Here is a 23,153-nt window from a genome sequence, read left to right on the forward strand (position 1 = left end):
GGACGGCATGACGTGCGAGTCAGGTGTACGGGGCCAGCCGTTCGGCGCCATCCTCCACGCGGGCCATCGCTGCGTCGTCACTGGCGAAGAAGCGAACCGCCTCCACGAGTTCCGCCAGGGCACCCGGATACCGCAGGCAGGTCCGGACGACGCTGATGGCGTCCACCCGTGCTGCGCTACTGCGCCGGATTGCGGCGTACACGTGGCCCCGCAGTAGCGACAGGATCTCCTCCCGGTCGCCGGGCCGCAGGAACTCCGGAATCGACAGCAGAGCATCCACGAGGGGAGCCAGCAGGGCCGGTGGCGGGGTTGCCGGAGCGGGCGGCACCGGCCGCCCCGCCTGGGCTCGGCCGAGGACGAGGCCTTCGTCGCCGAGCGCGTTGCGGTACCAGAGGTACGTGGGTGTCTGCCCGGTGAGCCCACTCGCCCGCAACTCGGTGAACCGCTCCCGCAGCGCGGCCACCAGCCGAGCCGGGTCGCCGAGCCAGTCCACCTCCCCGGCTTCCAGCAACCGCAGCACCTCCCGGCTGAACAGCCCGGTGCGCCGTACGCGCAGGTTGGCCGCGGCCTGACCGAGCCCGGCGGCGAACAGCACGTCCTGTGTCCGGCCAGCGGCCGGTGCCCCGGCGGGGAAGGTCTCGTTGCCGGGTGTGCGCACCGCGTGGGAGCGGTCGTGCAACTGGCACGCGTCGACGATCCACAACTGGCGGTCGAAGGACTCCACGAGATCGGAGGCGAACGTGGCGAGCATGGAATCCAGGTCGAGTGCGCCCGCGTCGGTGGCGGTGGCGTCGGCGTAGTAGAGCCGCCGGTGCCGGCCGGTATCGACGTAGCCGTGGCCGCCCCAGATCACGTAGAGGGTGGATTGGCGTCGGGTCGGCAATTCCCGGAGCAGCACGTCCCGTACGGTCGCGCGGTCGGCGGAGCGCACGACGACTCCCGGCGGCACGACGGTCGGATCGGGATCGGGGGCCAGCAGCAGAGTCACCTGCTCCGGCGGCACCCCGCTGGCGACGAACCGGCGGGCGAACCGGATGGCGTCGTCGACCGGCCCGACCAGACTCCAGTCGCTCCCGGCCGCGTACCGGTCGATGCCGACGCCGACCACGTGGACATCTCTGGGATCATGGCTGGCGCCCACGATTCACCTCGTCACCGGAGTCCGACAGAGCGAGTCGTCAGGCATCTGGTCATCATGCCCTGCGCTGGTGTCCGCGTCCCGCTCCGGCCCGGTCGAGCGACCTTGCCACGACCGCTCAACTGACGTCATACGTTACATCTTGACTAACGACATGTTATCGCTCACAGTCGATGGCGGAGCGGACAGTTCGCGGCTCACCGGGAGAGCCCTCGCTGGTCGAACCTCCGCTACACGACGTCCCCCACGGCATGCGGGCGTCGCATCAGGGCATGTTCAGCAGCCGCCGGCGACGCGCGGCGGACGACGCACGTCTTCTGGGCCGTTCGCGGTACGCATCCCGGCCGGCAACGTTCCGAATTACGGCTTGATGAGGGAGCGCCGATGAGATCAAGGATCGCACTGCTGGCCGCCGCGCTGGCGACGGCCCTGGCGACGATGACGGCCGTCGTCACGGTCGCCACCCCGGCCTCGGCCGCGACGCTCACCCAGGTGACCAACTTCGGCACCAACCCGACGAACCTGCAGATGCACCTGTACGTGCCGGACCGGGTCGCGTCCCAGCCGGCCCTCCTGCTCGCCCTGCACTACTGCACCGGCAGCGGCCCCGCGGTGCACACCGGCTTCGGGCTCAGCTCCCTTGCCGACCGGCACGGCTTCATCGTGATCTACCCGTCGGTGACCCGGAGCAGCAAGTGTTGGGACGTCTCCTCCCCGCAGGCGCTCCGGCGGGACGGCGGCAGCGACCCCATCGGCCTCAAGTCCATGGTCGACTACGTCCGGAGCCGTTACCCGGTCGATTCGAACCGGATCGCCGTGGGTGGGTTCTCCTCCGGCGCCATGATGACCAACGTCATGCTCGGCCTCTACCCGGACCTGTTCAATGCCGGATTCAGCTCCTCCGGGGTCCCGTTCGGCTGCTTCGCCACCACCAACGGCGCGGAGTGGAACAGCGAGTGCTCCGGCGGACGGATCGTCAAGACCCCCCAACAGTGGGGTGACCTGGTCCGCAACGCCTACCCCGGCTACACCGGCAAGCGTCCCCGGGTGCAGATCTGGCACGGCACCACCGACACCACGTTGAGCTACGTCAACTTTGGCGAACAGGTCAAGCAGTGGACCAACGTGCAGGGCGTGTCCCAGACCCCCAGCTACACCGACTCCCCGCAGACCAGCGCCACCCGCACCCGCTACGGCGGCACCGGCGGCACCGCGCCGGTCGAGGCGATCAGCTTCCAGGGGTACGGCCACTCCATCCCGTTCGACGCCGCTCAGGCCGTCCGGTTCCTCGGCTTCGACACCACGAGCCCCACCACACCACCCCCGACCACTCCGCCGCCGAGCGGCACGGCCGGACCACTGCGCAACACCAACGCCGGTCGGTGCCTGGACGTCCCGTCACGGTCGCAGACGAACGGCACCCAGATGACGTTGTGGGACTGCAACGGCGGCACCAACCAGCAGTGGACGCCGACCGCGGCCAAGCAACTCCAGGTGTACGGCACCAAGTGTCTGGACGCCGAACGTGCGGGGACCACGCCGGGCACCCGGGCGATCATCTGGGACTGCAACGGCGGCACCAACCAGCAGTGGAACCTCAACTCCGACGGCACCGTCACCGGAGTGCAGTCCGGCCTGTGCCTCACGCCGAACGCCGCCGGCACCACCAACGGCACCCAGGTGATCCTCTCGACCTGCAACGGCGCAAACAGCCAGCGGTGGACCCGAAGCTGAGTCCCCCGCGTCGGCGTCGTACCCCTCGGGGCTACGCCCGATTAGTCTCACGGACATGCGGGGACGATTCGGTGTGCTCAAACGGTGGTACGCGCGACGCCGGCCGATCGTTCGCCGCACGCTCGTCGCGCTGGTGATCGGCGCGGTGCTGCTGACCGGCGGCACGCTGGCCAGCGTGCGGTGGATCCGCGACGCCGCGGACGGCCACATCTACAGCGAGGCTGCCGTGCCGGACGCGCCGGTCGCCCTGGTGCTCGGGACCAAGGTGGACACGGACGGCACCCCGTCGCCGTTCCTCGCCGCCCGACTGGAGATCGCCCGACGGCTGTTCGTGAGCGGAAAGGTGCGGGCGATCCTGGTGTCCGGTGACAACATGAACGCGGACTACAACGAGCCCGCCGCGATGCAGGGCTGGCTGGTGGACCGGGGCGTCCCGGCGCGCAAGGTGGTGCTCGACCACGCCGGTTTCGACACGTACGACTCGTGCGCGCGGGCTGAGCGCATCTTCGGGGTGCGACGCGCGACGGTGGTGACCCAGTCCTTCCACCTCCCCCGCGCGGTGGCACTGTGCAGGCGTCTCGGCATCGATGCCACCGGGGTGGGTGACGAGACCGCGAGGCGCTACGCCCAGACGTGGCGGGTCAGCTCGTCCCGCGAGAACGGCGCCTGCCTGAAGGCTGCACTGGACCTGCTCTCCGGTCGGGACCCGGCGCACCTCGGTCGCCGGGAGACGGGCGTCGACGACGCCCTCCGCGCCGCCTGACGACGGTCACGACGCCGACGGTCGCCGGGGTGGGGCGGCGCTGTCGCGCACGATGAGCTCGGTGGCGAGCTCAACCCGAGCGCTTTCGGTCTTCTCGCCGCCGGCGAGGCGCAACACGGTCCGCGCGGCCAGCATGCCCATCTCGGCCAGGGGTTGACGGACGGTGGTCAGCGGCGGGGAGCACCACCGGACCTCCGGCAGGTCGTCGAAGCCGACCACGCTGATGTCGTCGGGCACCCGTAGGCCGCGTTTGCGGACCGCCTCGTAGACGCCGAGCGCCATCTGGTCACTGGAGGCGAAGATGGCGGTGGGCGGGTCGGGCAGGGCCAACAGTTGCGTACCCGCGCTGAAACCGGCCTCGTGGTAGAAGTTGCCGGGGCGGATGAGGGCGTCGTCGATGGGAATGTCGGCAGCGCCGAGGGCAGCCCGGTAGCCGTCCATCCGGGCCCGGCTGCACATCAGGTGCGGTGGGCCGGCGATGAAGCCGATGCGGCGGTGGCCGAGGCTGATCAGGTACTGGTTGGCGCTCAGGCTGCCCGCCCAGTTGGTGGCGCCGATGGTGGGTGATTCCTGCGGGTCGACACCGGCCGGGTCGATGATGACCACGGGCAGGTGGAGCCGGCGCAGCTCGGCCTGCAACGGTGGGTTCACCATCGAGGTCACGAAGATGACCCCCTCGGTGGAGCGGGTACGCATGTTGTCGAGCCACTGTTTGGCCGAGGAGATGCGCCAGTGGATGGCCGACACGACGGTGCCGACGCCGCTGGTCTGACCGACGTCCTCCACCCCGCGGATGATCTCCACGGCCCACGGGCTGTCCAGGTCGTTGAAGACCAGGTCGATGAGGGCCGCGTCGGTGCGCCGGGCCGGTGACCGTCGGCGGTAGCCGTGCCGGTTGAGCAGGGCCTCGACGCGTTCCCGGGTGTCGGGAGCGACGTCGGAGCGGCCGTTGATGACCCGGGAAACCGTGGGCACGGAGACACCGGCCAGCCGCGCGATCATGGCGATGGTGACGTTTCGGCCGTTCTCGGCGCCCACGGTCCCCCCTTCGTCTCGCTGGAAGCTTCCGGTCTGCTCGCGGCGGTGCGGTGTCATCCCGTCGGGGCTCACGGGGATGCGCGGACGCCGGTAACGCTGGCAGGGTGCGAACGTGGATCTCCGGAACTTTCACTACAACGCCGGTAATACCGATCGATGGCCGGCACGCTACGAGCTGCTGCCGCAACGGTCAAGACCTCTGTCCTATTGCGATAAGACCGGCTAGCGTAGGCAGCACTTCCAGTGATCCTGGACCGCAATTTTCCGGAAGTTCCGAACGCCGCACGGAGGAGACCTCGTGTCGACCGACATCGCTAACGTGGCGACCGCTGCCCGGTCGATCCGCAATCCCGTCCTCGCCGGGTTCCACCCGGATCCGTCGATCCTGCGCGTCGGCGACGACTACTACCTGGCCACCTCGACCTTCGAGTGGTACCCGGGGGTGCGCGTGCACCATTCGCGAGATCTCGTGAACTGGCGCACCCTGGGCGGGATCATCACCGACCGCCGCCTGCTCGACCTGCGCGGCTGCGGCGACTCCAACGGGGTGTGGGCACCCGACCTGACCTACCACGACGGCCAGTTCCACCTCGTCTACAGCGACGTGGCCAGCTTCGCCAGCGGTTACTGGGACCCACAGAACTTCCTGGTCACCGCCGACGACATCGCCGGCCCCTGGTCGGACCCGGTGAAACTGCACGGGCGCGGTTTCGATGCCGCGCTGTTCCACGACGACGACGGCACGAGTTGGCTGCTGAGCATGAGCGCGGACTGGCGACCCGGCCGGGACCGCTTCGGCGGTATCGAGATCCAGCAGTACGACCGGGCCGCGCGCCGCCTGGTCGGCCGGCCCCGCATCCTGTTCACCGGCACACCGGTCGGGGTCACCGAGGGCCCGCACCTGTACCGCCACGACGGCTGGTACTGGCTGATCACCGCCGAGGGCGGCACCAGTTGGGAGCACCAGGTCACCATGGCGCGGTCCCGGGAGCTCTTCGGGCCGTACGAGGTGGACCCGGACGGGCCGCTGCTCACCTCCGTCGGCCGGCCCGACCTGCGCCTGCAGAAGGCCGGTCACGGCAGCCTGGTTCGTACCCAGGACGGCGAGTGGTACCTGGCCCACCTGGTGGGCCGCCCCTACTCGCCGCTGGGCAGTTGCGTGCTGGGCCGGGAGACCGCGATCCAGCGGGTCGAGTGGCCGTCGGGTGGTTGGCCCCTGATCGCCGGAGGGGTGCCGGCAGACGAGGTCATCGCACCCGACCTGCCCGCGCACCCGTGGCCGGCGGAGCCCGCCACCGACGACTTCGACGACGCCGAGCTGGGTCTGTGCTGGTCGACGCTGCGCCGGCCGGCCACCCCGGACTGGATCGACCTGCGGTCCCGCCCGTCGCACCTGCGCGTCCACGGCGGGCAGTCACCCGTCGGTCGACAGGCCCCCAGCCTGGTCGCGCGACGCGTCGAAGCAACGCACTGCTCGCTGGAGACCGTGGTGGAGTTCGACCCGGCCGACCACCGTCAGCTCGCCGGGATCACCGCCTACTACAACACCCTGAACTGGCACCACCTCTACCTGACCCGCGCCGACGACGGGCGGACGGTGCTGGAGCTGCTCAGCTCCGACAACGGACGGCGTACCCCGTACCCCGAGCTGACCGTGGACGCCAGCGGTGTCACGCGGGTTGGTCTGCGGGCCGAGTTCGACGGGCCGGTGGTGCGCTTCGAGTACGACCTCGGCGCCGGTTGGCAGCGGCTGGCGGTCGACCTGGACGCGACCATCCTGTCCGACGAACACGCCGCGCTGATCATCGACGGCGAACCGGCGGCCTGGGGCTTCACCGGGGCGTTCGTCGGCCTGTGGGTGCAGGATCTCGGCGGCGACGGCGTGTACGCCGACTTCGACCGCGCCACCTACCGGGAGCACTGACCGCGCGGACGGCACCCGGCCCGGGTGCCGTCCGCGTTCCCACCGTGCTACTTCACCTGGGCGGCGACGGCGCGCAACTGGCCGAGGGTGGTGCGGAAACCGTGGCCGGACGCGGCCGGGTCCTCGGCGAGCAGGCCACTGACGGCCATCGCCTGCGAACGGCTCGCCGCAACCGCGTCGTCGCCGGATCCGGTCACGTCGAACACGCCGAAGTCGCCACTGAGCGTCCGGAACGCCGAGGCCGCCGGGTCCTGGGCGAGGTAGAGCACCACGACCTGCCCCGTCTCGAGCTTGGACATGTGCGCCATGTCCGCCACACCCCCGTCGAGGCTGGCGAGCGTGATCCGCTCCCCGGCCCGCACGGACGATCCGGTCGCCGCGCGCAGCACCTCGTCGACCCGGAACCCGGCCGCCTCGACCTCTCCGCGTACGACCAGGTCCGCGGTTTCGCTGAGCTGCCGCACGGTGCCGTACCCACGCAGCTTGCCCGTGACCGGCGGGGGCGCGGCGGCGGTCGGCGCGGCGTCGGTGGGCGTGGCGTCGGTGGGCGTGGCGTCGGTGGGCGTGGCGGCGCTGCTCGTGGCGGGTGCGGCGACCGGGTCGGCGGCCTCGGTGCTGCCGCAGGCGGACAACGCCGCCACGGCGAGCACGGCGGCGGCCGTGGCCCACAGAGGCCGGGTACGGCGGAGGTCGACTGCCATGGAACGCTCCTTGCGTCTCGGTGCCGCCCGGGTCGTCGCGCCCGGACCGTGGCACTGCTTACGCCATCTATCTGTGCGGTCCGGGCACCGAGTTCCATCTTTTTTTCGGGCTCAGCCCCGCTCTCGCGCGAGTTGGCGAAGCTCCGCCAGCGTGGTCACGAACGCCCGACCCGCCGACGTGGGGTCCTCGGTGCGCAGCCCGGTCACCGAACTGCTCGGCGACCGGCTGGTGACCCGGTCCCCGGCGATGTCGAAGATCCCGAAGTCACCGCCGAGCGGGGCGTAGCCGTGCGCCCCCGGGTCGTTGAGCGCCAGGTAGAGGACGGTCGGCTGGCCGGGCATCCCGGCCGACCCCGCCACCAGGGTGATGTCGGTGGACGTCGGGGCGTCCGGCGCGCGGTAGAGCACCTCGGCCACCCGGTAGACGGCCCGCCCATCGGCCACCGACACCACCTCGCCGCGGACCACCAGGTCGGCCGTGTCGGTGAGTTGGCGCACCGTGCCGTACCCGCGGATCTTGCCGACCGCGCCGGGCGGCGCGGACCGCACGGACGGGCCGCTCGCGGCGGGGCTGCTCGCGGCGGCCGACGGGAGCGCGGCCGACGGTTCGTCGCCGGACGTGGTGGCGAGCCCGGCACCGACCCCCGCCACGACCAGGACCAGCGCCGCCACCGCGAGCGCCGGACGCCGGGAGGCACGGGCCGGTTCCCGGGTACGCGTCTCCTGCGCGATCGCCGCCAGCAGGCGGCTCCGGTGCAGCTCGTGCCGGCCCGCCGGCAGGTCGTGGTCACCGGGATGTGGGGCGAGGTCCGCCCACTCGGCCGGGTCCGGCGTGCTCACTGGCGGCCCTCCCGCACGAGCGAGGGGTCCACGACCCGCGGGCGAGGGGCGCGCGGCGGGGCGTCGACGAGGGTACGAAGCCGGGCGCGGGCTCGCGACAGCCGGGACCGGACGGTGCCGACCGGCACACCCAGCGCCTGGGCGGCCGACTCGTAGTCGAGGCCCTCCCACAGGCACAACGTCAGCACCTCACGCTCGGGCCGGCGCAGCCGGGTCAACGCGTCGATCGCGGCGGCGATGCGTCGGCTGTCGTCGAGTCGCCCGGCGACCTCGTCGGCGTGATCGGGCAGCGTGACGTCGGCGGCGAGCAGCGCGGCGGCCACCCTGCGGTACCGGCGGTTGCTGCGGATGTGGTTGCGGGCCTCGTTGGTGGCGATGCCGAGCAGCCAGGGCCGCAGCGACCCGCCCTCCTCGCCGACTCGCTCCCGCGAGCGCCAGGCCTGCAGGTAGGTGGCGGCCATGACGTCCTCCGCCGTTGCCCAGTCGGCGGTGAGCCGGAACGCGTGGTTGTACACCGAGCGCGCGTACGTGTCGAAGAGCTCGGCGAACGCGCCGGGATCACCGGCTCGCACCCGCGCACGCAGACTCGACTCCATGACCATTCTCTGTCCGTCGGGCGGCGCTGGTTCCGCTGGACCGGCCCGCTGATTCGTTGCCGCCCGACGATAGCCACCCATCCGCACGCCCCGCCAACGACGAGGTGAACAGGCTTCGTCACGCCCTGCGGTCACCGATTGACGGCACATCGACGTACTGGTATCTGTTAATACAGTTTCCTGATGCTCGCGGTGCCCGCCGGGGCTGAACCGCCGCGCCGGGCCACCGACCGGCCGGCGGCATGCCGCCCCTTCCCCGAGGAACACCATGGTTCACAAGAGAACAGCCGCCTACGTGGTGGGCACCCTGCTGATCGGCGTCGCCGCCGTCGGCTACGGCCTGCCGTCGGCGAGCGCCGCGACAGCCGGTCCGATCACCGGCCTCGGCGGCAAGTGCATCGACGTCGCCGGCGCCAACCCGGCCAACGGCACGCCGGTCCAGCTCTACGACTGCAACGGCAGCGCGGCCCAGACGTGGACGGTCGGCAACACCGACACCTCGATCCGCGCGCTTGGCAAGTGCCTCGACGTCACCGCGGCCTCGACAGTCAACGGGGCCAAGGTGCAGCTGTACGACTGCAACAACACCGCCGCGCAGAAGTGGACCGCCAGCAACGGCGCGCTCGTCAACACCGGGTCCGGCAAGTGCCTCGACGTCACCGACCGGAGCACCGCCAACGGCGCCCGGCTGCAGATCTGGACCTGCGGCGGCACCACCAACCAGCGGTGGACCCTGCCCGGCGGTGGCACCACCACCCCCACGCCCACCACCCCGACCGGGACCAACCTCGACGATCCGGCGAAGAAGGACGTCGCCATGCAGCTCGTCTCGGCCGCGGAGAACTCGTCGCTCGACTGGCGCGCGCAGTTCTCCTACATCGAGGACATCGGCGACGGTCGGGGGTACACCGCCGGCATCATCGGCTTCTGCTCCGGCACCGGGGACATGCTCGAACTGGTCGAGGCGTACACGAGGACCAAGCCGGGCAACGTGCTGGCCGCGTACCTGCCGGCGCTGCGCGCCGTCAACGGCACCCCCTCGCACGCGGGCCTCGACCCGAACTTCCCCCGCGACTGGCGGACCGCCGCCAACGACTCCGTGTTCCGGGCCGCCCAGGAGGCCGAGCGGGACCGGGTCTACTTCAACCCATCGGTACGCGACGGCAAGAACGACCAGGTCCGGGCGCTCGGGCAGTTCGCCTACTACGACGCGGCGGTCATGCACGGGTACGAGGGCATGCGCCAGATCCGCAACCGCGCCCTGAATCGGGCCAAGCCCCCGGCGCAGGGTGGCGACGAGCGGACCTGGCTCAACGCCTTCCTCGACGAGCGGGTCATCGAGATGAAGAAGGAGGAGGCCCACTCGGACACCTCCCGCGTCGACACGGCCCAGCGGGTCTTCCTCAACAACGGCAACTTCAACCTGAACACTCCGCTCGCGTTCGCCGTCTACGGCGAACAGTTCCGTATCAGCTAGTCCGAAGCCCGCACACGCTCAGGGCGCCGCCTCGCGGCGCCCTGAGCCGTGCTCGGGACCGGGAGCAGCCCTGCCCTGCCCTGCCTTTGTCTTGCCCTGCCCCTGCCCCTGCCCCTGCCTTTGCCTTTGTCTTGCCTTGCCTTGCCTTTGCCTTGCCTTGACGCTGACGACAAGGTTTAGCCTGGTCGCGACAGGCTGGTCGAGGAGGTCTGATGCTGATCGGCGAGCTGGCGGAACGGGCCGGCACGAGCACCCGGACGCTGCGCTACTACGAAGCCCACGGGTTGGTACACCCGCAGCGCTCGGCGAACGGCTACCGCGTCTACGACGAGGCGGAGCTGCGGGTCGTCCAGGAGATCCGGGCGCTGCTCGACGTCGGCTTCGGCCTCGACGACGTCCGTCCGTTCGTCGCCTGTCTGCGGGCGGGCAACGCCTCCGGTGGCGTCTGTCCGGATTCCGTGCTGGTGCTGCGACGCAAGCTCGCCGAGGTCGACGACTACCTCGATCGGCTCGGAGCGGTCCGTCAGCAGCTGCACACCCAGCTCACCCACGCCATCGCGCACCGGGAGGAAACATGCCCCAGGAAACGAGCGTCAGCTCCCTGATCACCGTCACCGACGACACGTTCGCCGAGCTGGTGCTGGCCAGCGGCCGGCCCGTCGTGGTCGATTTCTGGGCGGAGTGGTGCCCGCCGTGCAAGATGATCGAGAAGAGCCTCGTCGAGCTGGCACAGGAGTTCGGCGACCGGATGGTCATCGCCAAGCTCAACTCCGACGACAACCCGCAGACCACGCGGCGCTACGGAGTCATGCCCCTGCCGACGCTGCTGGTGTTCCGTGGGGGCCAGGTCGTCGGCTCGGTCGTCGGGTCCAGGCCCAAACTCCACCTGCGGCAGAGCCTGACCATGCACGCCGGCCTCTGACCGTTGCCGGGGCGTCCTGCCGATCTTGGTGGCCGTGACCCGGGTAGGGTGCTCGCCATGATCGAGGCCGTCGCATGCCGTTGACGAATCCGTGGCTGTCCGGGCCCACGCCGGTCAAGCGGCTCGATCGTGAACGGCTTGAAGAACGCATTCTCAACCTATTGTCGTCGCAGAACATGTGCGTGCTCGCGACCACGGGTCCGGACGGGCCGCTGGCCACACCGGTGCGGTACTACCCGCTCGGCTTCGCGGTGCTCTTCACCGCCGCGCCACGCTCGCCGAAGATGCGCAACATCGCGGCCGACGCCCGCGTGTCTGTCGGCATCTTCGCGCCGCTGGTCGGGCTGGCCAGCAGCCGCGGTGCCCAACTGTTCGGATCGGCCAGGGTGCTCGACCCGCAGCATCCGGACCACGCGCACTACTGGGCGGCGTTCCGCTGGGAGAATGAGCACGCCGAGCGGGGGCGACGGCTGTCCGAGCCGCCCGAGGACACCCTCGTGGTCATCGAAGCGGAGCGGATTGTCTACACCGAGCATTGGCTGCGACGTGAGGGATTCGCTCCACGCCAGTTCTGGCGTCGCTGAAGAGACCTGCCGCCCGATCGCGGAAGCCGAGTGAGATTGTCGTACGCCTGTTCTAATCTCGGGTCATGGTTGAGGAGTTGGCGCAGGCAGACGACGCTGTCGCCGCCTGCGTCGACGCCGCCTCCTGGGCCCTGGCCGAGCACGACCTGATCGCGGCACTCGACGCCGCTCACCACCTGGAGCAACGCCTCGCCGCCGTGAAACTCGCCCTGGTCCGCGAGCTCGACGGCCGCGGCACCGCCCGTGCCCAGGGCGCGTCCTGCACGGCCGTCTGGCTACGCGACCGGCTACGCCTCGGCGTCGGCGCCGCCCGCCGACTCGTCGCGCTCGCCGCAACACTCGACACCGGCCCAGCCGCGGTGCGGGACGCCCTGGCCAGCGGGTCGGTCGACGTCGAGCAGGTCCGGGTCATCGCCGAGACGATCGAGACCGTCCACGCCGCCGCCGGGGCGCAGGCCGCCGACAAGGCCGTCGGTGTCCTCGTCCACTGGGCCGGCCAGTTCGACGCCGGTGGGTTGCGCAAACTCGGCACCCGGATCCTCGACCACGTCGCCCCCGACATCGCCGACGCCGCCGCAGCAGCAGCCCTGGAAGCAGAGGCAGCCCGAGCAGCCCGCGACCGCCACCTCACCCTGTCCGAGCAGACCGGCGGCCGTTTGCGCTTCACCGGCACCCTCGACACCGAGACCGCCGGCCTGCTGCGCGCGGTTCTCGACCCGCTGACCGCACCATCCGGCCCAGATGACCCGCGTTCCCCCGGGCAGCGTCGGCACGACGCCCTCGCCGACGTGTGCCGACTCGCCCTGCGCACCGGCGAACTACCCCAACACGGCGGCGACCCAGCCCAGATCGTCGTCACCACCAGCTACAACGGCCTCGTCGGACACCTCAACGCCGACACCGTCGACAGTGGCCTCCCCCTCGACGCGGGCACCCTCGACAGCAGCCTCCCCCTCGACGCGGGCACCCTCGATACCGGCCTCCAGCTCACCCCGGAAACCGTGCGCCGCCTCGCCTGCGACGCCAACATCCTGCCCGCCGTGCTCGGCGGAGCTGGCCAACCACTCGACGTCGGCCGGCAACGCCGACTCATCACCGGCCCACTACGACGCGCCCTCGTCCTGCGTGACCGCGGCTGCGCGTTCCCCGGCTGCGACCGACCACCCCGCTGGTGCGACGCCCACCACATCCACCACTGGGCCGACGGCGGCACCACCAGCCTCGACAACGCCGTCCTACTCTGCGGCCACCACCACCGCCACCTCCACCACAGCAACTGGACCGTCCACCTCGCCAACGACGGCCACCCCGAATTCACCCCACCCGCCTGGCTCGACCCCGAACAACTCCCCCGCCGCAACCACTACCACCGACGCAGATAAACACGACCAGCAGAGATCACCCGCGTGGGACCGGCGAGCGACGACCTCAGGAGAACCCCACCACAGGTACTGCGGTGGGCTGGCCGAGGACCTCGGATCCGCCGTAGCCGGTCATCCCCGCCAGCAGCATCGCGGTGAGGCAGCGACGCTCGTGCATGACATCAGGCGGGCAGATCTGCACCACCAGCAACGTACGCCGCCCTGCGCTCCCCCGCCCTGAACGACGGCGGTGAGCACGGTGTGCCCGCCAGAACCAGGAGAGCACCACGCTGAGGACGCCGCCGACCACCTGAACGTCGCCGTGCCGTCCAGTGTGGTCGTGGCGGCGCGGTGACTTGACCTCAAGCTCGGGTGAGGTCCTAGCCTCCGGTATTGGAGGTACGGCATGAGCATGGAAGTTACCGCGTGGATGTCCCTGCACCACGCGATGAACGCGCAGGACGAGCGACCGCTGTCACGGGCCACCCTGAAGCGCATCGCCCAGTTCGCGCGACCACACCGGTCTTTGATCATCAGGTTCCTGTTGCTGAGCGTGGTGACCGCGGTTCTCACGGTGGCGGCCCCCGTCCTCGCCGGTCGGGTCGTCGATGCGATCGTCGACGGCGCCGCCAGCGGCGTCGTGATCCGGTTGGCGGTGTTGATCGCGTTGATCGCCCTCGCCGAAGCCGGCCTGGGTCTGGTGACGCGGTTCCTCTCCGCAAGCATCGGTGAGGGGTTGATCGTCCAGCTACGGACGGCGGTCTTCGACCATGTGCAGCGGATGCCGGTGGCGTTCTTCACCCGGACCCGCACGGGTGCTTTGGTCAGCCGTCTGAACAACGACGTGATCGGCGCACAGCGGGCCTTCAGCGACACCCTGTCGAGTGTGGTCGGCAACGCGGTCACGTTGATCCTGACGTTGGCCGTGATGCTCACCTTCTCCTGGCAGATCACGCTGCTGGCTCTCGTCCTGCTGCCTGTCTTCGTGCTCCCGGCCCGGCGGATGGGTTCGAGGCTCGCCCAGTTGCAGCGTGAGGCGGCCGAGCACAACGCCGCCATGAGCACCCGGATGACGGAACGGTTTTCCGCACCCGGCGCCACGCTGGTCAAGCTGTACGGACGTCCGGCCGAGGAGTCCGCCGAGTTCGCGGCGCGGGCGCGACGGGTACGCGACATCGGCATCCGAGCCGCCATGCTGCAGTGGGTCTTCATCACCGCGCTCACCGTTGTCGGCTCGCTGGCGCTGGCCCTGGTGTACGGGTTGGGCGGCGTCTACGCCCTGCGGGGCAGCCTCGACGCCGGGACCGTGGTCGCCCTCGCACTGCTCCTGTCGCGTCTCTACGCACCATTGACATCGCTGGCCAGCGCCCGCGTCGAGGTGATGAGCGCGCTGGTGAGCTTCGAGCGGGTGTTCGAGGTCCTCGACCTCAAGCCACTGATCCTCGACAGGTCCACCGCCCGCCCGCTCCCCGACGGGCCGGTCGCGGTGGAGTTCGACGGGGTACGGTTCGGCTACCCGTCGGCGGACAAGGTGTCGCTCGCGTCTCTGGAGGATGTGGCGAAGCTCGACACGCGCGGCGGCGAGGAGGTACTGCACGGCGTGTCGTTCCGCGCCGAAGCGGGGCAGATGGTCGCCCTCGTCGGCTCGTCCGGAGCGGGCAAGTCGACGATCGCGCAGCTCGTGCCACGCCTCTACGACGTCGAGGACGGGGCGGTGAAGCTCGCCGACATCGACGTACGCGATCTGGCGGCAGAGTCGATCCGGACCGCGCTGGGCGTGGTGACCCAGGACGGGCACCTCTTCCACGAGAGCATCCGTGCCAACCTGGCGTTCGCTCAGCCGGACGCGACCGAGGACGAGATGTGGGAGGTGCTGCGGCGGGCCCGGCTCGACGGCCTGATCCGCTCACTTCCGGACGGTCTCGACACCGTCGTTGGTGAGCGCGGCTATCGCCTGTCCGGCGGAGAACGGCAGCGGCTCACCATCGCGCGGCTGCTGCTGGCCCGTCCGCGCGTGGTCATCCTCGACGAAGCGACCGCGCACCTCGACTCCACCTCGGAGGCCGCGGTGCAGGAGGCCCTCGCCGAAGCCCTGACGGGCCGGACAAGCGTGGTCATCGCGCACCGGCTCTCCACCATCCGGGCGGCAGATCAGATCCTCGTCGTCGAAGACGGACGCATCGTCGAACGCGGGCGACACAGCGACCTGCTCGCCGCAGGCGGCCGGTACCAGGAGCTGTACCGCACGCAGTTCGACCAGGAACAGCCGACGGTGCGGGAGCAACGGGTCGGCATCTGAGGGTCCGCGCGCACCTCAGACGGACGCGGTGGTCGGTCAGTCCACGAGGGACGATCCGACCACCGCGTCACAGCGCGCCGCCGCCCACCCCCATGGAAGCAACCGGAGTGGGCGGCGACGACGGTCAGTCGTCGTCATCGTCGGCGTCGTCGTCATTGTCGTCGGCGTCGTTGTCGTCGTTGTCATCGTTGTCATCGTCGTCGGCCGGCTCCTGCTCGGCCTTTACCACCGACCCGTTGTCCCGGTCGACGTCCACCTCGTGCTCGGTGTCTCCTGCGACGATCTCGACACTCCAGACCGGCCGGCCGTTCTCCTGCTCGGCTTCGACCTCGACGATCTGACCGCCACCGGCCTTGGCGAGCGCGATCTCACCGGCGCGCTTCTCGTCGACCGCGCTGCCCGCAGGCGCGCTGCCGGTCGACGGCGTGCCGGACGGCGTACCGCTCGACGGCGTACCCGATGGGGTGCCGGCCGACGGCGAACCGGTGATTCCCGGCGCGTCGGTGACCGTCGGCGCGACGGTTGCCGCAGCGAGTGCCGTGCCGCCGGTCCGCGAGTCGTTCGCGGCGTTGACGCCGAGCGCGACCCCGGCCACCGCCAGCACCGCCGACCCGCCGACCGACGCCAGGAGCAGATTGGTGCGCTTCATCGTGGTGTCCACCTTTCCTCGGTTGTCGACTCCGAGGATCGTCCGGATCGGGATAGCACCGCGCTGTCCGGACGCTAAGGGCGGGTTAAGGCGGTCGAGGGCTGGGTCAGGGGTAGCCGTGTCGTCGGTGGTGGCAGGTTCGGGCTTGGTGTTGGCGTCGTCGGCGCCATCGAGACCAGGCCCAGACACGCTCTGATGGGTGGGTTGATCGCACTATGAGTGCGGTGAGCAGTCTTCGGATCTCCGGTACGGTGTAGCCGATCATCATGTCGCCGTCAGGGCTGGATCCCCTTTTGCGGTAAGGGATCGGGCCACAGACAGCCAGGTGTGGGCGGCCATGGACAGGGTGATGTGGGCGTACCAGGCTCGCCAGTCGCGGACCTGGTATTCGTCGAGGCCGGCTTCGTTCTTGGCCTGCTGGAAGCACTCCTCGATCGCCCAGCGTGCCCCCGCGATGCGGGCCAGGTCGACCAGGCGGGTGCGGCGGGGTCCGTAGCAGACGTAGTACGCGATCTCCCCGGTCGTCATGCTGCGCCGGGCGAGTAGCCAGTGCCCCCGGCCGGGCTGCCAGCAGATCCGCACGGGCACCCGCGCCCACCAGTACTCGCGGGGGCCGTGGGCCCCGGCGCCGGCGGACAGCCGACACCACGCGCGGGCCGGAAGGTTAGCGATGAGCTGGTCGGCGCGGGCGGTGCCCATGCTGGTGGTGATCATGTCGTCGTTGCGGCGGGTCGCGACCACATAACCCACATCCCGCTGTTCCAACCAGACCCGCAGGGATTTCGACTGCCCGTAGGCCTCGTCCACCGTCACCCACCCGACCGGCACCCCGGCATCGAAGGCGCGGGCCAGCATCTCCCGGGCCATCTGGACCTTCGTGGCGAACTGCACCTCGTCCGGGATCCCCGCCGCTCGGCACCGGTCCCGGTCATCGGTCCACGACGCCGGGAGGTAGAGCTGCCGGTCGATCAGTGCGTGGCCTTTCGCGGAGCGGAAGGCCAGGAACGTCCCGACCTGGCAGTTCTCCGTCCGCCCGGCGGTGCCGGAGTACTGGCGCTGCACCCCGGCCGACCGGGTGCCCTTCTTCAGGAACCCGGTGTCGTCCACGATCAGCAGTCCGGCCGGGACGCCGGGGTGCTCGACCACGTAGTCCCGCACGTCGTCACGGACCGCGTCGACGTCCCAGTCCGCCCACCGCAACAACCTTTGCATCCCGTCCGGCGACACGTCCCCGGCCTGCTCCGCGAGGGTCCAGCCGTTCTTACGGCCCAGGCCGGAGACCAGCCCGCACAGGTACTGCCGCGCCCGCCGCCGCGGCTCCGAGCGGCGAAACCGAGGCCCGATCCGGGCATGCAACCGGTCCAACTCCCCATGCCACTGATCGACATCAACGTCCGTCACAGGCAGACCAACGAACGCGAGCCGAACTCGATTCGCCTACTGCCGTCGCAGTACTAGTGCCCTCGGCCAGCGGCCGGGCCGGGCATCAACCGGTAGGGCCGGACCGGACCGGACCGGTTTCCGGTCCCGCCCGGCCCACGGCCAGCCACAACGCGGCTATCGGTTGGCGTCCCGGACCCGTACGGCGGCGACGCGCGGGGACGCCACCGGGTCGGGTTGGGAGAACGTGGCGACGAAGTCGTGTGGTCCGGCACTGGTCAGGCCGGCGTAGTCGCCGAGGAAAAAGCCCGGGGGGCCGACTTCATTCAGGAAGGGGGCATGCCGCATGTCGAATGGCTCGTTGGTGAGTCTTACCTCGGTGTCGAACCCAACCCCGGTCGCGCAATCAAGCTTGGGTGTCGGGCGACAGGTCACCAGCCAACGATCGGTCCATAGCGCCCCGGCGGGGTCGTCGTGACGAAAATCGGAGTAGTCGACCGCGACGGTATGGTCGGCGGCGACTGCAACCGATGCGGTGAATGCCTGTTGGTTGCCGATCGGGACGTACGTCGGGCTGCGGTTGACCTTTACCGGCGTGGACCAGTGGCGCCCGCTGTCGTCCGACACGGACAGTGCGATTGCGTCCGCCTGCCCGCCGCTGAAGCGGGCGTCCTGCCAGACCAGGTAGATCCGTCCGCTGGCCGGATCGACCGCCGCGTCGATGAGCGCGGCGCTGCCGCTGGAGACCTGGTCCCCCGGCGACTGCGGATCGCTGACGCCGGCCGACCGCATCTCGGCTACCAGGTGGGGAGGTGACCAGGTGGCGCCACGGTCCTGCGACCGCATCACGGCAACGTGCCGGGTGGGCCGCTCGCCGGTGAGGTCGAACAGGGTGAAGGAGTCGACAAGGGTCCCGTTGGGGAGCACCACGATCTGGTGTCCGGTGGTCAGCCGGTTCTCCCCCGGCTCATAGATCTGCCGCGCCCGCCAGGTGCGTCCGGCATCACCGCTGGCGGCGAAGACCACCGCTCCGCGGAACGGCTCGCCCTCCTGGTCGGGTTCCATGATCTTCGGTACGACCGTGTAGACGCGTGCGGGGTCCTTCGGATCAGCCACGACCGCCCCACCGACGTACGTCCCGCCGTCCGGATCGCGCTCCGCCACCACGAGGACCGGTTTACTCCAGGTGAGACCGCCGTCGAGGGATCGGGCCGTGATGAGTCCGCTGGGTGTGGTCTCGGGTGCGTCGAACACATGCGCCGACAGATGCAGCATGCCGGTTGGGCCGAATGACAGCCACACGTCATCGACGTAGTCGAAGGTCCCGCCCGTGCATCGGCTCGTCCCCGGAATCAGCACCCGCCGCCAACTGTGGCCGCCGTCGGCGCTCACCCCAGCGACCAGTCCTCTGAACCGGTCCTGTGTCCACACCGACACCAGCTGCTGACGTTTCAGGGGGTTGGCGGCGACGGTCGGTTCGAGCGCGCCGGCGGGTAGGAGATCGTCAAGAGCGGCCGAAGGGCAGGCGCCGAATGGGCTCGGCCCAGAGACCCACGCCGGACCCGTGGATACCTCCGATGGCGCCACCGACGCGCCCGCTGCGCTGCTGCCTGGCGTGAGAGTCATGGTCACTAACAGGGCCGTGACGAGCAGGGCGGTAGGAGCTCGTCCGCTCATCGCGTGCTCGCCAGGTCGACCGGATCGGGTGCGAGTCGGCCGCGTCGTGCCAGCAGGACGCTGGCGGCGGCGAACCAGATGAAGCCGATGAACCTTCCGGCCGGGATGAAGACCGACGCCGCGGAGGCCAGCAGCGAGAAGATCGCGAGTACGCACAGCGTCGCGATGCCGATCCCCAGCCTTCCGAGCCAGCTCGGCAGCGCCCTGGTCCGCAGCATGGCGGCGGAGGCGGCGCCGACAAAGAGGCCGAGCGTCACGATGTGCAAGGGACCGCCGGTCATGAAGGCGAGGTCCATGGCGAACCGGAAGACCCGCAGATCCGATCCGCTGCCGGGACGAGACATGATCCATTGAACGGCCGCCGACGACAGCAGCAGCGCGGAGGCGACCGCACCGGAGGCATGCGCCAGCCCAGCGGCTCGGCCGATGTCGCCCCGCCGGCGCACCGTGACGGCGACGTACGCGGTGAACACCAGCAGTGCGACCGCTGCCAGCGCCTGGAAGAACGCGCCAACCGGTGCACTGGGTGAGCCGCTGTTGAGGAACTGTTGGACATCGGCGTCGGACGAGTACGGCGTAACCAGCGGCTCGCCGGGTGAACTGATTAGCCCTGGGAGGAGCATCGCGGCGGCGAACGACAGGACGTACAGCAACCCACTCAGGGCGTACAGCCGAGAGGCCACGAATGGTGTCTCACGCACGGCGGGGCCTCCCCGCCGGATAGACGACGATGGCTGTCGGGTGTGTTGCGCTCCTATGTTGATGCACGGAGCGAGCATGCCGCCGGAGTCATCCGTCCACGTCGCATCGGCGTCGTATCTCTGACTGCGCTCCACGGCGTATTGCCGTTGCGCGAGGGGGTACCACCCGGCCAAACGCTGGCGCTCGCCACCGCCGACGTGAACGCGGGACTCTAAGCCGGTTGTTCCGGTGAGGTTGGTGTTCTCAACTCGCGCGACTCCGTCCCGGCCTAGGGTAGGCCTGCCGGCCCGGGGCGCCCGAACCGCGGCCGCGTCATAGCTCACAGGAGCGGAATTCATGTCACAGGATGTCCCGGCCTGCTCCGCGAGGGTCCAGCCGTTCTTGCGGCCCAGGCCGGAGACCAGCCCGCACAGGTACTGCCGCGCCCGCCGCCGCGGCTCCGAGCGGCGAAACCGAGGCCCGATCCGGGCATGCAACCGGTCCAACTCCCCATGCCACTGATCGACATCAACGTCCGTCACAGGCAGACCAACGAACGCGAGCCGAACTCGATTCGCCTACTGCCGTTGCAGTATTAAGGCGGTCGAGGGCTGGGTCAGCCACGCCGGTTGAGTTCCGCCTCGAGCCGCTGGACGAGCGTCTTGCGGTCCTTGCCGGCGTGCTCGTTACGCAGAGCGGTCCTGAGCTGCCGCGTGTCGAGGCCACGAACCAGCTTGGCGGCTTCGGCGACCGACATCTCCGACATCCGACCGGCCGTGGTGGCATCTCGACGCGCGCGTTTGGCGGGCCCGGTGTTGGCGACGTACTGCTTGCCGATTCGGGACGCTTCGCGCTTCTTGGTGTCGGTCGCGCGCTTCTGGCTCTCCGACATCTCGTCCCAGGCCTTCTTGGGCAGGTAACGACTCGTCGTGGCGCCCTTACGCGCACGGGTGTCGCCTTCTTTCGTCTGCCACTTCTCGTTGCCCCAGCGCTGCAGCGACTTCTGCCGCTCGTCCTTTTCGCCCAGGAATCCCCCGCCGCGCTTCTTGTACTCCTGAGTGACCAGCTGTGACTTGCGCGCCGACCACTGCCCCGGCCGGCCGCCTTTGTCGGAAGCCTTGATCTGTTCCTTGATCTGCTCTCTGAGCTCGGGTTTCGTATACCGCGCCATGACTGGCAGCTACCCGTGGGCGCGGCGCCTATGCCTCCCGGGGGCGCAGGCGCCTACGCCTCCCGGAGGCGCAGCGCCGCTGCCTCCCGGGGCGACGTCGACGGCCTGAGCCGGAGCAGCACCTGCGCCCCGCCGCCCGGGCCGGTCCGCAACTCCAGGCGACCGCCGCCGGCCTGCGCGGCACGCCGGGCGATGTCCAGGCCGAGACCTGTCGACCCGGCCGCGCTGGCGCCCCGCCGCACCGCGCCCGCCGGCATTCCGGGGCCCTCGTCGGCGACCGTGAGGACCACCTCCCCCACCTCGCGGGCGAGCCGGACGGCGAACGGCGTGCCGTCGGGCGTGTGGGCGAAGACGTTGCCGAGCAGTGCGTCCACGGCCGCCGTCAGGTTGTCGGCGGCCACACCGACCGGGATCGGGCCGGCAGCCAGGTCGAGGGTGACGGTCCGGCCCGTGTCCTCGGCCAGCACCGACCAGAACGCGACCCGGTCGGCGACGATCGCCGCCGCGTCCGAGGTGGCCGGGCCCCCCGCCGGCGAGTTGCGCCACCGCGCCTGCCGGATCAGCCCGGTGACCGCCCGTTCGAGGCCATCTGCGGCGACGGTGATCCGGGCGGCGTCGTCCGGGTCGCGCAACGACTCCGCTTCCAGCCGCAACGCGGTCAGCGGCGTACGCAGCTGGTGCGACAGGTCGGCGACCTGCTCACGCTCCTGCACCAGGAGCACCTGGATCCGGGTGGCGAGATGATTGAGCGCACCAGCCACTTCGCGCAGCTCGGCCGGGCCGGCTGGGGTGACCCGGGCGTCCAGCTCGGCGTTCGCCAGCCGGTGTGAGACGGCGGAGAGGTCGCTGATCGGCCGGACCAGGGTGTGCGCCAGCCGGTCGGCGACCAGCAGCCCGATCAGCACGAGGATCACGCCGAGTAGCGCCAGCACCAACCAGGCCCGGGTCACCCCGGCGGTCAGCTCGTGCTGCGGCACCACGATCCGGATCACCCCGGTCCCGTCCGCCCGTCCCTGCACGGCGATGACCACCTCGCGGCCGGCCGCCGACTCCCCGGTGAGGCTCTGCCCACGGGCGGCCAGGGCCACCGCTGGCGTACGGGGTGTCTGGGCGCCGAGCACCGTGCCGTCCGGTAGGAAGACGCTCACCGGTCGTCCGGACTCCGCGGCGAGCTGCTCGACGGTGAGTCGGATTGTCGCCGCGTCGGCGGTGCCGACCACCGGTACCAGACTCTGCGCATCGGCGGTGGCCCGAACGGTGGCCCGATCCTCGGCGACGGTGCGGACCAGCAGCGCCAGCGGCACCAGGAACGCGATGAGGGTGAGCACGCTGACCGCGGCGACCAGCAGCGCGAGGCGTGCCCTCACGGCTGCGCCGCCGGTGCCTCCAGCCGCACCCCGACACCGCGCACGGTGTGCAGGTAGCGAGGCTGCTGTGCGCTCTCCCCCAACTTGCGGCGTAACCAGGACAGGTGCACGTCGACGGTCTTGTCGGCGCCGCCGTACGGGATCTGCCAGACCTCGGTGAGCAACTCACGTTTGGTGACCACCTGGCCGGGCCGGCCGGCAAGGTGGTGCAGCAGGTCGAACTCCCGTGGCGTCAGCTCGACCGCCACCCCGTCCAGGGCGACCTGTCGGGCCCTCGGGTCGATCCGGAGCCCACCCACGACGAGCGCCGGGTCCGGCGCGTCGGCGCCGGCGGGTCCCCGCCGCAGCACCGCCCGGGCCCGGGCGTCGAGCTGCGCCGCGGTGAACGGCTTGACCACGTAGTCGTCGGCGCCCGCATCGAGCACGCGCACGATCTCGGCCTCGTCGTCGCGGGCGGTGGCCACGATGACCGGCACCGAGCTGACCGCGCGCAGCATCCGCAGCAGCTCGCGTCCGTCCAGGTCGGGCAGGCCCAGGTCGAGCACCACGAGGTCGGGCCGGTCGTCGAGCGCGTCGCGGAGCCCGGCCATCGCGGTCGAGGCCGCAGCCACCGCATGGCCGCGTTCCCGCAATGCTCGGATCAGCGGGGTACGAATGGTCAGGTCATCCTCGATGAGCAGCAGGCGGGCCACCCTGGCAGGCTAACGGCTTCGCCCTCAGGACCAAGCGATCTCGCCGTGGCGGTCGACGAAGCGGCCCGACCGGTGTCCCGACCCTTCGCTGGCGAGGGCGTGATCGACTCCAGGTCGCCGACGTGGCGGTATCCCGCCTCGGCGGTTTCAAGCGGCGGT

Annotated in this window: 21 protein-coding genes and 1 pseudogene; 9 read left to right on the forward strand and 13 right to left on the reverse strand. The window is 70.6% G+C overall.

Annotation, left to right across the window (positions count from 1 at the left end; all coding sequences use genetic code 11):
• Nucleotides 1–19: 19 nt before the first annotated feature.
• On the reverse strand, nucleotides 20–1,141 hold the full coding sequence (locus C7C45_RS31585) for an effector-associated domain 2-containing protein (RefSeq protein ID WP_146247466.1): 1,122 nt from the start codon (nucleotides 1,139–1,141) through the stop codon (nucleotides 20–22).
• 381 nt (nucleotides 1,142–1,522) lie between these two features.
• Here C7C45_RS31585 and C7C45_RS31590 point away from each other — a divergent pair, with 381 nt between their 5' ends.
• Together C7C45_RS31590 and C7C45_RS31595 are read left to right on the forward strand one after the other, a co-directional pair.
• Nucleotides 1,523–2,872: an extracellular catalytic domain type 1 short-chain-length polyhydroxyalkanoate depolymerase gene (locus tag C7C45_RS31590; RefSeq protein ID WP_110568372.1), complete on the forward strand. Its 1,350-nt coding sequence runs from the start codon at nucleotides 1,523–1,525 to the stop codon at nucleotides 2,870–2,872.
• Nucleotides 2,873–2,927: 55 nt separating this feature from the next.
• Nucleotides 2,928–3,635 (forward strand): SanA/YdcF family protein, encoded by a 708-nt coding sequence (locus tag C7C45_RS31595; RefSeq protein WP_110568374.1) that lies wholly within the window; start codon nucleotides 2,928–2,930, stop codon nucleotides 3,633–3,635.
• Nucleotides 3,636–3,641: 6 nt separating this feature from the next.
• Here the strand turns inward: C7C45_RS31595 and C7C45_RS31600 are convergent, their stop codons facing one another.
• A complete protein-coding gene (locus C7C45_RS31600; protein WP_110568376.1) occupies nucleotides 3,642–4,673 on the reverse strand; it encodes a LacI family DNA-binding transcriptional regulator in 1,032 nt (343 codons plus the stop codon).
• 298 nt (nucleotides 4,674–4,971) lie between these two features.
• Between C7C45_RS31600 and C7C45_RS31605 the strand changes: the two genes are divergently transcribed.
• Nucleotides 4,972–6,597 carry a glycoside hydrolase family 43 protein gene (locus tag C7C45_RS31605; protein ID WP_110568378.1) on the forward strand — a complete coding sequence of 542 codons (1,626 nt, stop codon included), beginning with the start codon at nucleotides 4,972–4,974 and terminating at the stop codon, nucleotides 6,595–6,597.
• A 47-nt stretch (nucleotides 6,598–6,644) separates the two neighbouring features.
• Here C7C45_RS31605 and C7C45_RS31610 read toward each other — a convergent pair whose 3' ends face one another.
• The 3 genes from C7C45_RS31610 to C7C45_RS31620 all read right to left on the reverse strand — a co-directional run bounded on the left by C7C45_RS31610 (nucleotide 6,645) and on the right by C7C45_RS31620 (nucleotide 8,734).
• On the reverse strand, nucleotides 6,645–7,298 hold the full coding sequence (locus tag C7C45_RS31610; RefSeq protein ID WP_110568380.1) for a hypothetical protein: 654 nt from the start codon (nucleotides 7,296–7,298) through the stop codon (nucleotides 6,645–6,647).
• Nucleotides 7,299–7,409: 111 nt separating this feature from the next.
• Complete coding sequence (locus C7C45_RS31615; RefSeq protein WP_110568382.1) at nucleotides 7,410–8,138, reverse strand: hypothetical protein; 729 nt, start codon at nucleotides 8,136–8,138, stop codon at nucleotides 7,410–7,412.
• Nucleotides 8,135–8,734, reverse strand: coding sequence for an RNA polymerase sigma factor (locus C7C45_RS31620; protein ID WP_110568405.1), 600 nt, complete (start codon nucleotides 8,732–8,734; stop codon nucleotides 8,135–8,137). The genes C7C45_RS31615 and C7C45_RS31620 overlap by 4 nt, the downstream gene beginning before the upstream one ends.
• Before the next feature lie 268 nt (nucleotides 8,735–9,002).
• On the opposite strand from C7C45_RS31620, the gene C7C45_RS35630 reads away from it, so the two are divergent.
• The 6 genes from C7C45_RS35630 to C7C45_RS31650 all read left to right on the forward strand — a co-directional run bounded on the left by C7C45_RS35630 (nucleotide 9,003) and on the right by C7C45_RS31650 (nucleotide 15,377).
• Nucleotides 9,003–10,211 carry a chitosanase gene (locus C7C45_RS35630; RefSeq protein ID WP_167454891.1) on the forward strand — a complete coding sequence of 403 codons (1,209 nt, stop codon included), beginning with the start codon at nucleotides 9,003–9,005 and terminating at the stop codon, nucleotides 10,209–10,211.
• Between the two features lie 212 nt (nucleotides 10,212–10,423).
• The gene (locus C7C45_RS31630) at nucleotides 10,424–10,816 is read left to right on the forward strand and encodes a MerR family transcriptional regulator (protein ID WP_110568386.1); all 393 of its coding nucleotides are present in this window, start codon (nucleotides 10,424–10,426) and stop codon (nucleotides 10,814–10,816) included.
• Nucleotides 10,786–11,133, forward strand: a complete 348-nt coding sequence (gene trxA / locus C7C45_RS31635) for a thioredoxin (RefSeq protein WP_110568387.1) — start codon at nucleotides 10,786–10,788, stop codon at nucleotides 11,131–11,133. Before C7C45_RS31630 ends, trxA begins: the two co-directional genes overlap by 31 nt.
• A 74-nt stretch (nucleotides 11,134–11,207) precedes the next feature.
• Entirely contained in the window at nucleotides 11,208–11,717 is a 510-nt protein-coding gene (locus tag C7C45_RS31640) for a pyridoxamine 5'-phosphate oxidase family protein (protein ID WP_110568389.1), read from the forward strand.
• A 65-nt stretch (nucleotides 11,718–11,782) separates the two neighbouring features.
• A complete protein-coding gene (locus tag C7C45_RS31645; RefSeq protein WP_110568390.1) occupies nucleotides 11,783–13,099 on the forward strand; it encodes an HNH endonuclease signature motif containing protein in 1,317 nt (438 codons plus the stop codon).
• Between the two features lie 385 nt (nucleotides 13,100–13,484).
• Nucleotides 13,485–15,377, forward strand: a complete 1,893-nt coding sequence (locus C7C45_RS31650) for an ABC transporter ATP-binding protein (RefSeq protein WP_110568392.1) — start codon at nucleotides 13,485–13,487, stop codon at nucleotides 15,375–15,377.
• Nucleotides 15,378–15,501: 124 nt separating this feature from the next.
• On the opposite strand, the gene C7C45_RS31655 is transcribed toward C7C45_RS31650, so the two are convergent.
• From C7C45_RS31655 to C7C45_RS31685, 8 genes and pseudogenes are all read right to left on the reverse strand, one after another.
• A complete protein-coding gene (locus C7C45_RS31655; RefSeq protein WP_110568407.1) occupies nucleotides 15,502–16,026 on the reverse strand; it encodes a PepSY domain-containing protein in 525 nt (174 codons plus the stop codon).
• Between the two features lie 264 nt (nucleotides 16,027–16,290).
• The gene (locus tag C7C45_RS31660) at nucleotides 16,291–17,427 is read right to left on the reverse strand and encodes an IS701 family transposase (protein WP_110568394.1); all 1,137 of its coding nucleotides are present in this window, start codon (nucleotides 17,425–17,427) and stop codon (nucleotides 16,291–16,293) included.
• A gap of 156 nt (nucleotides 17,428–17,583) precedes the next feature.
• Nucleotides 17,584–18,798: a sialidase family protein gene (locus C7C45_RS31665; RefSeq protein WP_167454892.1), complete on the reverse strand. Its 1,215-nt coding sequence runs from the start codon at nucleotides 18,796–18,798 to the stop codon at nucleotides 17,584–17,586.
• Nucleotides 18,799–19,079: 281 nt separating this feature from the next.
• Nucleotides 19,080–19,784 (reverse strand): hypothetical protein, encoded by a 705-nt coding sequence (locus C7C45_RS34300; protein ID WP_167454893.1) that lies wholly within the window; start codon nucleotides 19,782–19,784, stop codon nucleotides 19,080–19,082.
• Nucleotides 19,785–20,135: 351 nt separating this feature from the next.
• Nucleotides 20,136–20,306: pseudogene (locus C7C45_RS35335) on the reverse strand (IS701 family transposase); the annotation flags it as partial.
• A gap of 74 nt (nucleotides 20,307–20,380) precedes the next feature.
• On the reverse strand, nucleotides 20,381–20,935 hold the full coding sequence (locus C7C45_RS31675; protein WP_110568398.1) for a DUF5872 domain-containing protein: 555 nt from the start codon (nucleotides 20,933–20,935) through the stop codon (nucleotides 20,381–20,383).
• A 53-nt stretch (nucleotides 20,936–20,988) separates the two neighbouring features.
• Nucleotides 20,989–22,302, reverse strand: a complete 1,314-nt coding sequence (locus C7C45_RS31680; protein WP_110568400.1) for a sensor histidine kinase — start codon at nucleotides 22,300–22,302, stop codon at nucleotides 20,989–20,991.
• Complete coding sequence (locus C7C45_RS31685) at nucleotides 22,299–22,994, reverse strand: response regulator transcription factor (protein WP_110568402.1); 696 nt, start codon at nucleotides 22,992–22,994, stop codon at nucleotides 22,299–22,301. The genes C7C45_RS31680 and C7C45_RS31685 overlap by 4 nt, the downstream gene beginning before the upstream one ends.
• Between the last annotated feature and the right edge of the window lie 159 nt (nucleotides 22,995–23,153).

It is taken from the genome of Micromonospora arborensis, from assembly GCF_003205615.1.
In the GTDB taxonomy this organism is placed as follows: Bacteria; Actinomycetota; Actinomycetes; order Mycobacteriales; family Micromonosporaceae; genus Micromonospora; species Micromonospora arborensis.

Bases quoted from the DNA above. Each gene is read 5' to 3' on its own strand.
- C7C45_RS31630 (WP_110568386.1), top strand. From the start codon at position 10,424: ATGCTGATCGGCGAGCTGGCGGAACGGGCCGGCACGAGCACCCGGACG.
- C7C45_RS31650 (WP_110568392.1), top strand. From the start codon at position 13,485: ATGAGCATGGAAGTTACCGCGTGGATGTCCCTGCACCACGCGATGAAC.
- C7C45_RS31595 (WP_110568374.1), top strand. From the start codon at position 2,928: ATGCGGGGACGATTCGGTGTGCTCAAACGGTGGTACGCGCGACGCCGG.
- C7C45_RS31610 (WP_110568380.1), bottom strand. From the start codon at position 7,298: ATGGCAGTCGACCTCCGCCGTACCCGGCCTCTGTGGGCCACGGCCGCC.
- C7C45_RS31590 (WP_110568372.1), top strand. From the start codon at position 1,523: ATGAGATCAAGGATCGCACTGCTGGCCGCCGCGCTGGCGACGGCCCTG.
- C7C45_RS31645 (WP_110568390.1), top strand. From the start codon at position 11,783: ATGGTTGAGGAGTTGGCGCAGGCAGACGACGCTGTCGCCGCCTGCGTC.
- C7C45_RS35630 (WP_167454891.1), top strand. From the start codon at position 9,003: ATGGTTCACAAGAGAACAGCCGCCTACGTGGTGGGCACCCTGCTGATC.
- C7C45_RS31655 (WP_110568407.1), bottom strand. From the start codon at position 16,026: ATGAAGCGCACCAATCTGCTCCTGGCGTCGGTCGGCGGGTCGGCGGTG.
- C7C45_RS31640 (WP_110568389.1), top strand. From the start codon at position 11,208: ATGCCGTTGACGAATCCGTGGCTGTCCGGGCCCACGCCGGTCAAGCGG.
- C7C45_RS31675 (WP_110568398.1), bottom strand. From the start codon at position 20,935: ATGGCGCGGTATACGAAACCCGAGCTCAGAGAGCAGATCAAGGAACAG.
- trxA (WP_110568387.1), top strand. From the start codon at position 10,786: ATGCCCCAGGAAACGAGCGTCAGCTCCCTGATCACCGTCACCGACGAC.
- C7C45_RS31620 (WP_110568405.1), bottom strand. From the start codon at position 8,734: ATGGAGTCGAGTCTGCGTGCGCGGGTGCGAGCCGGTGATCCCGGCGCG.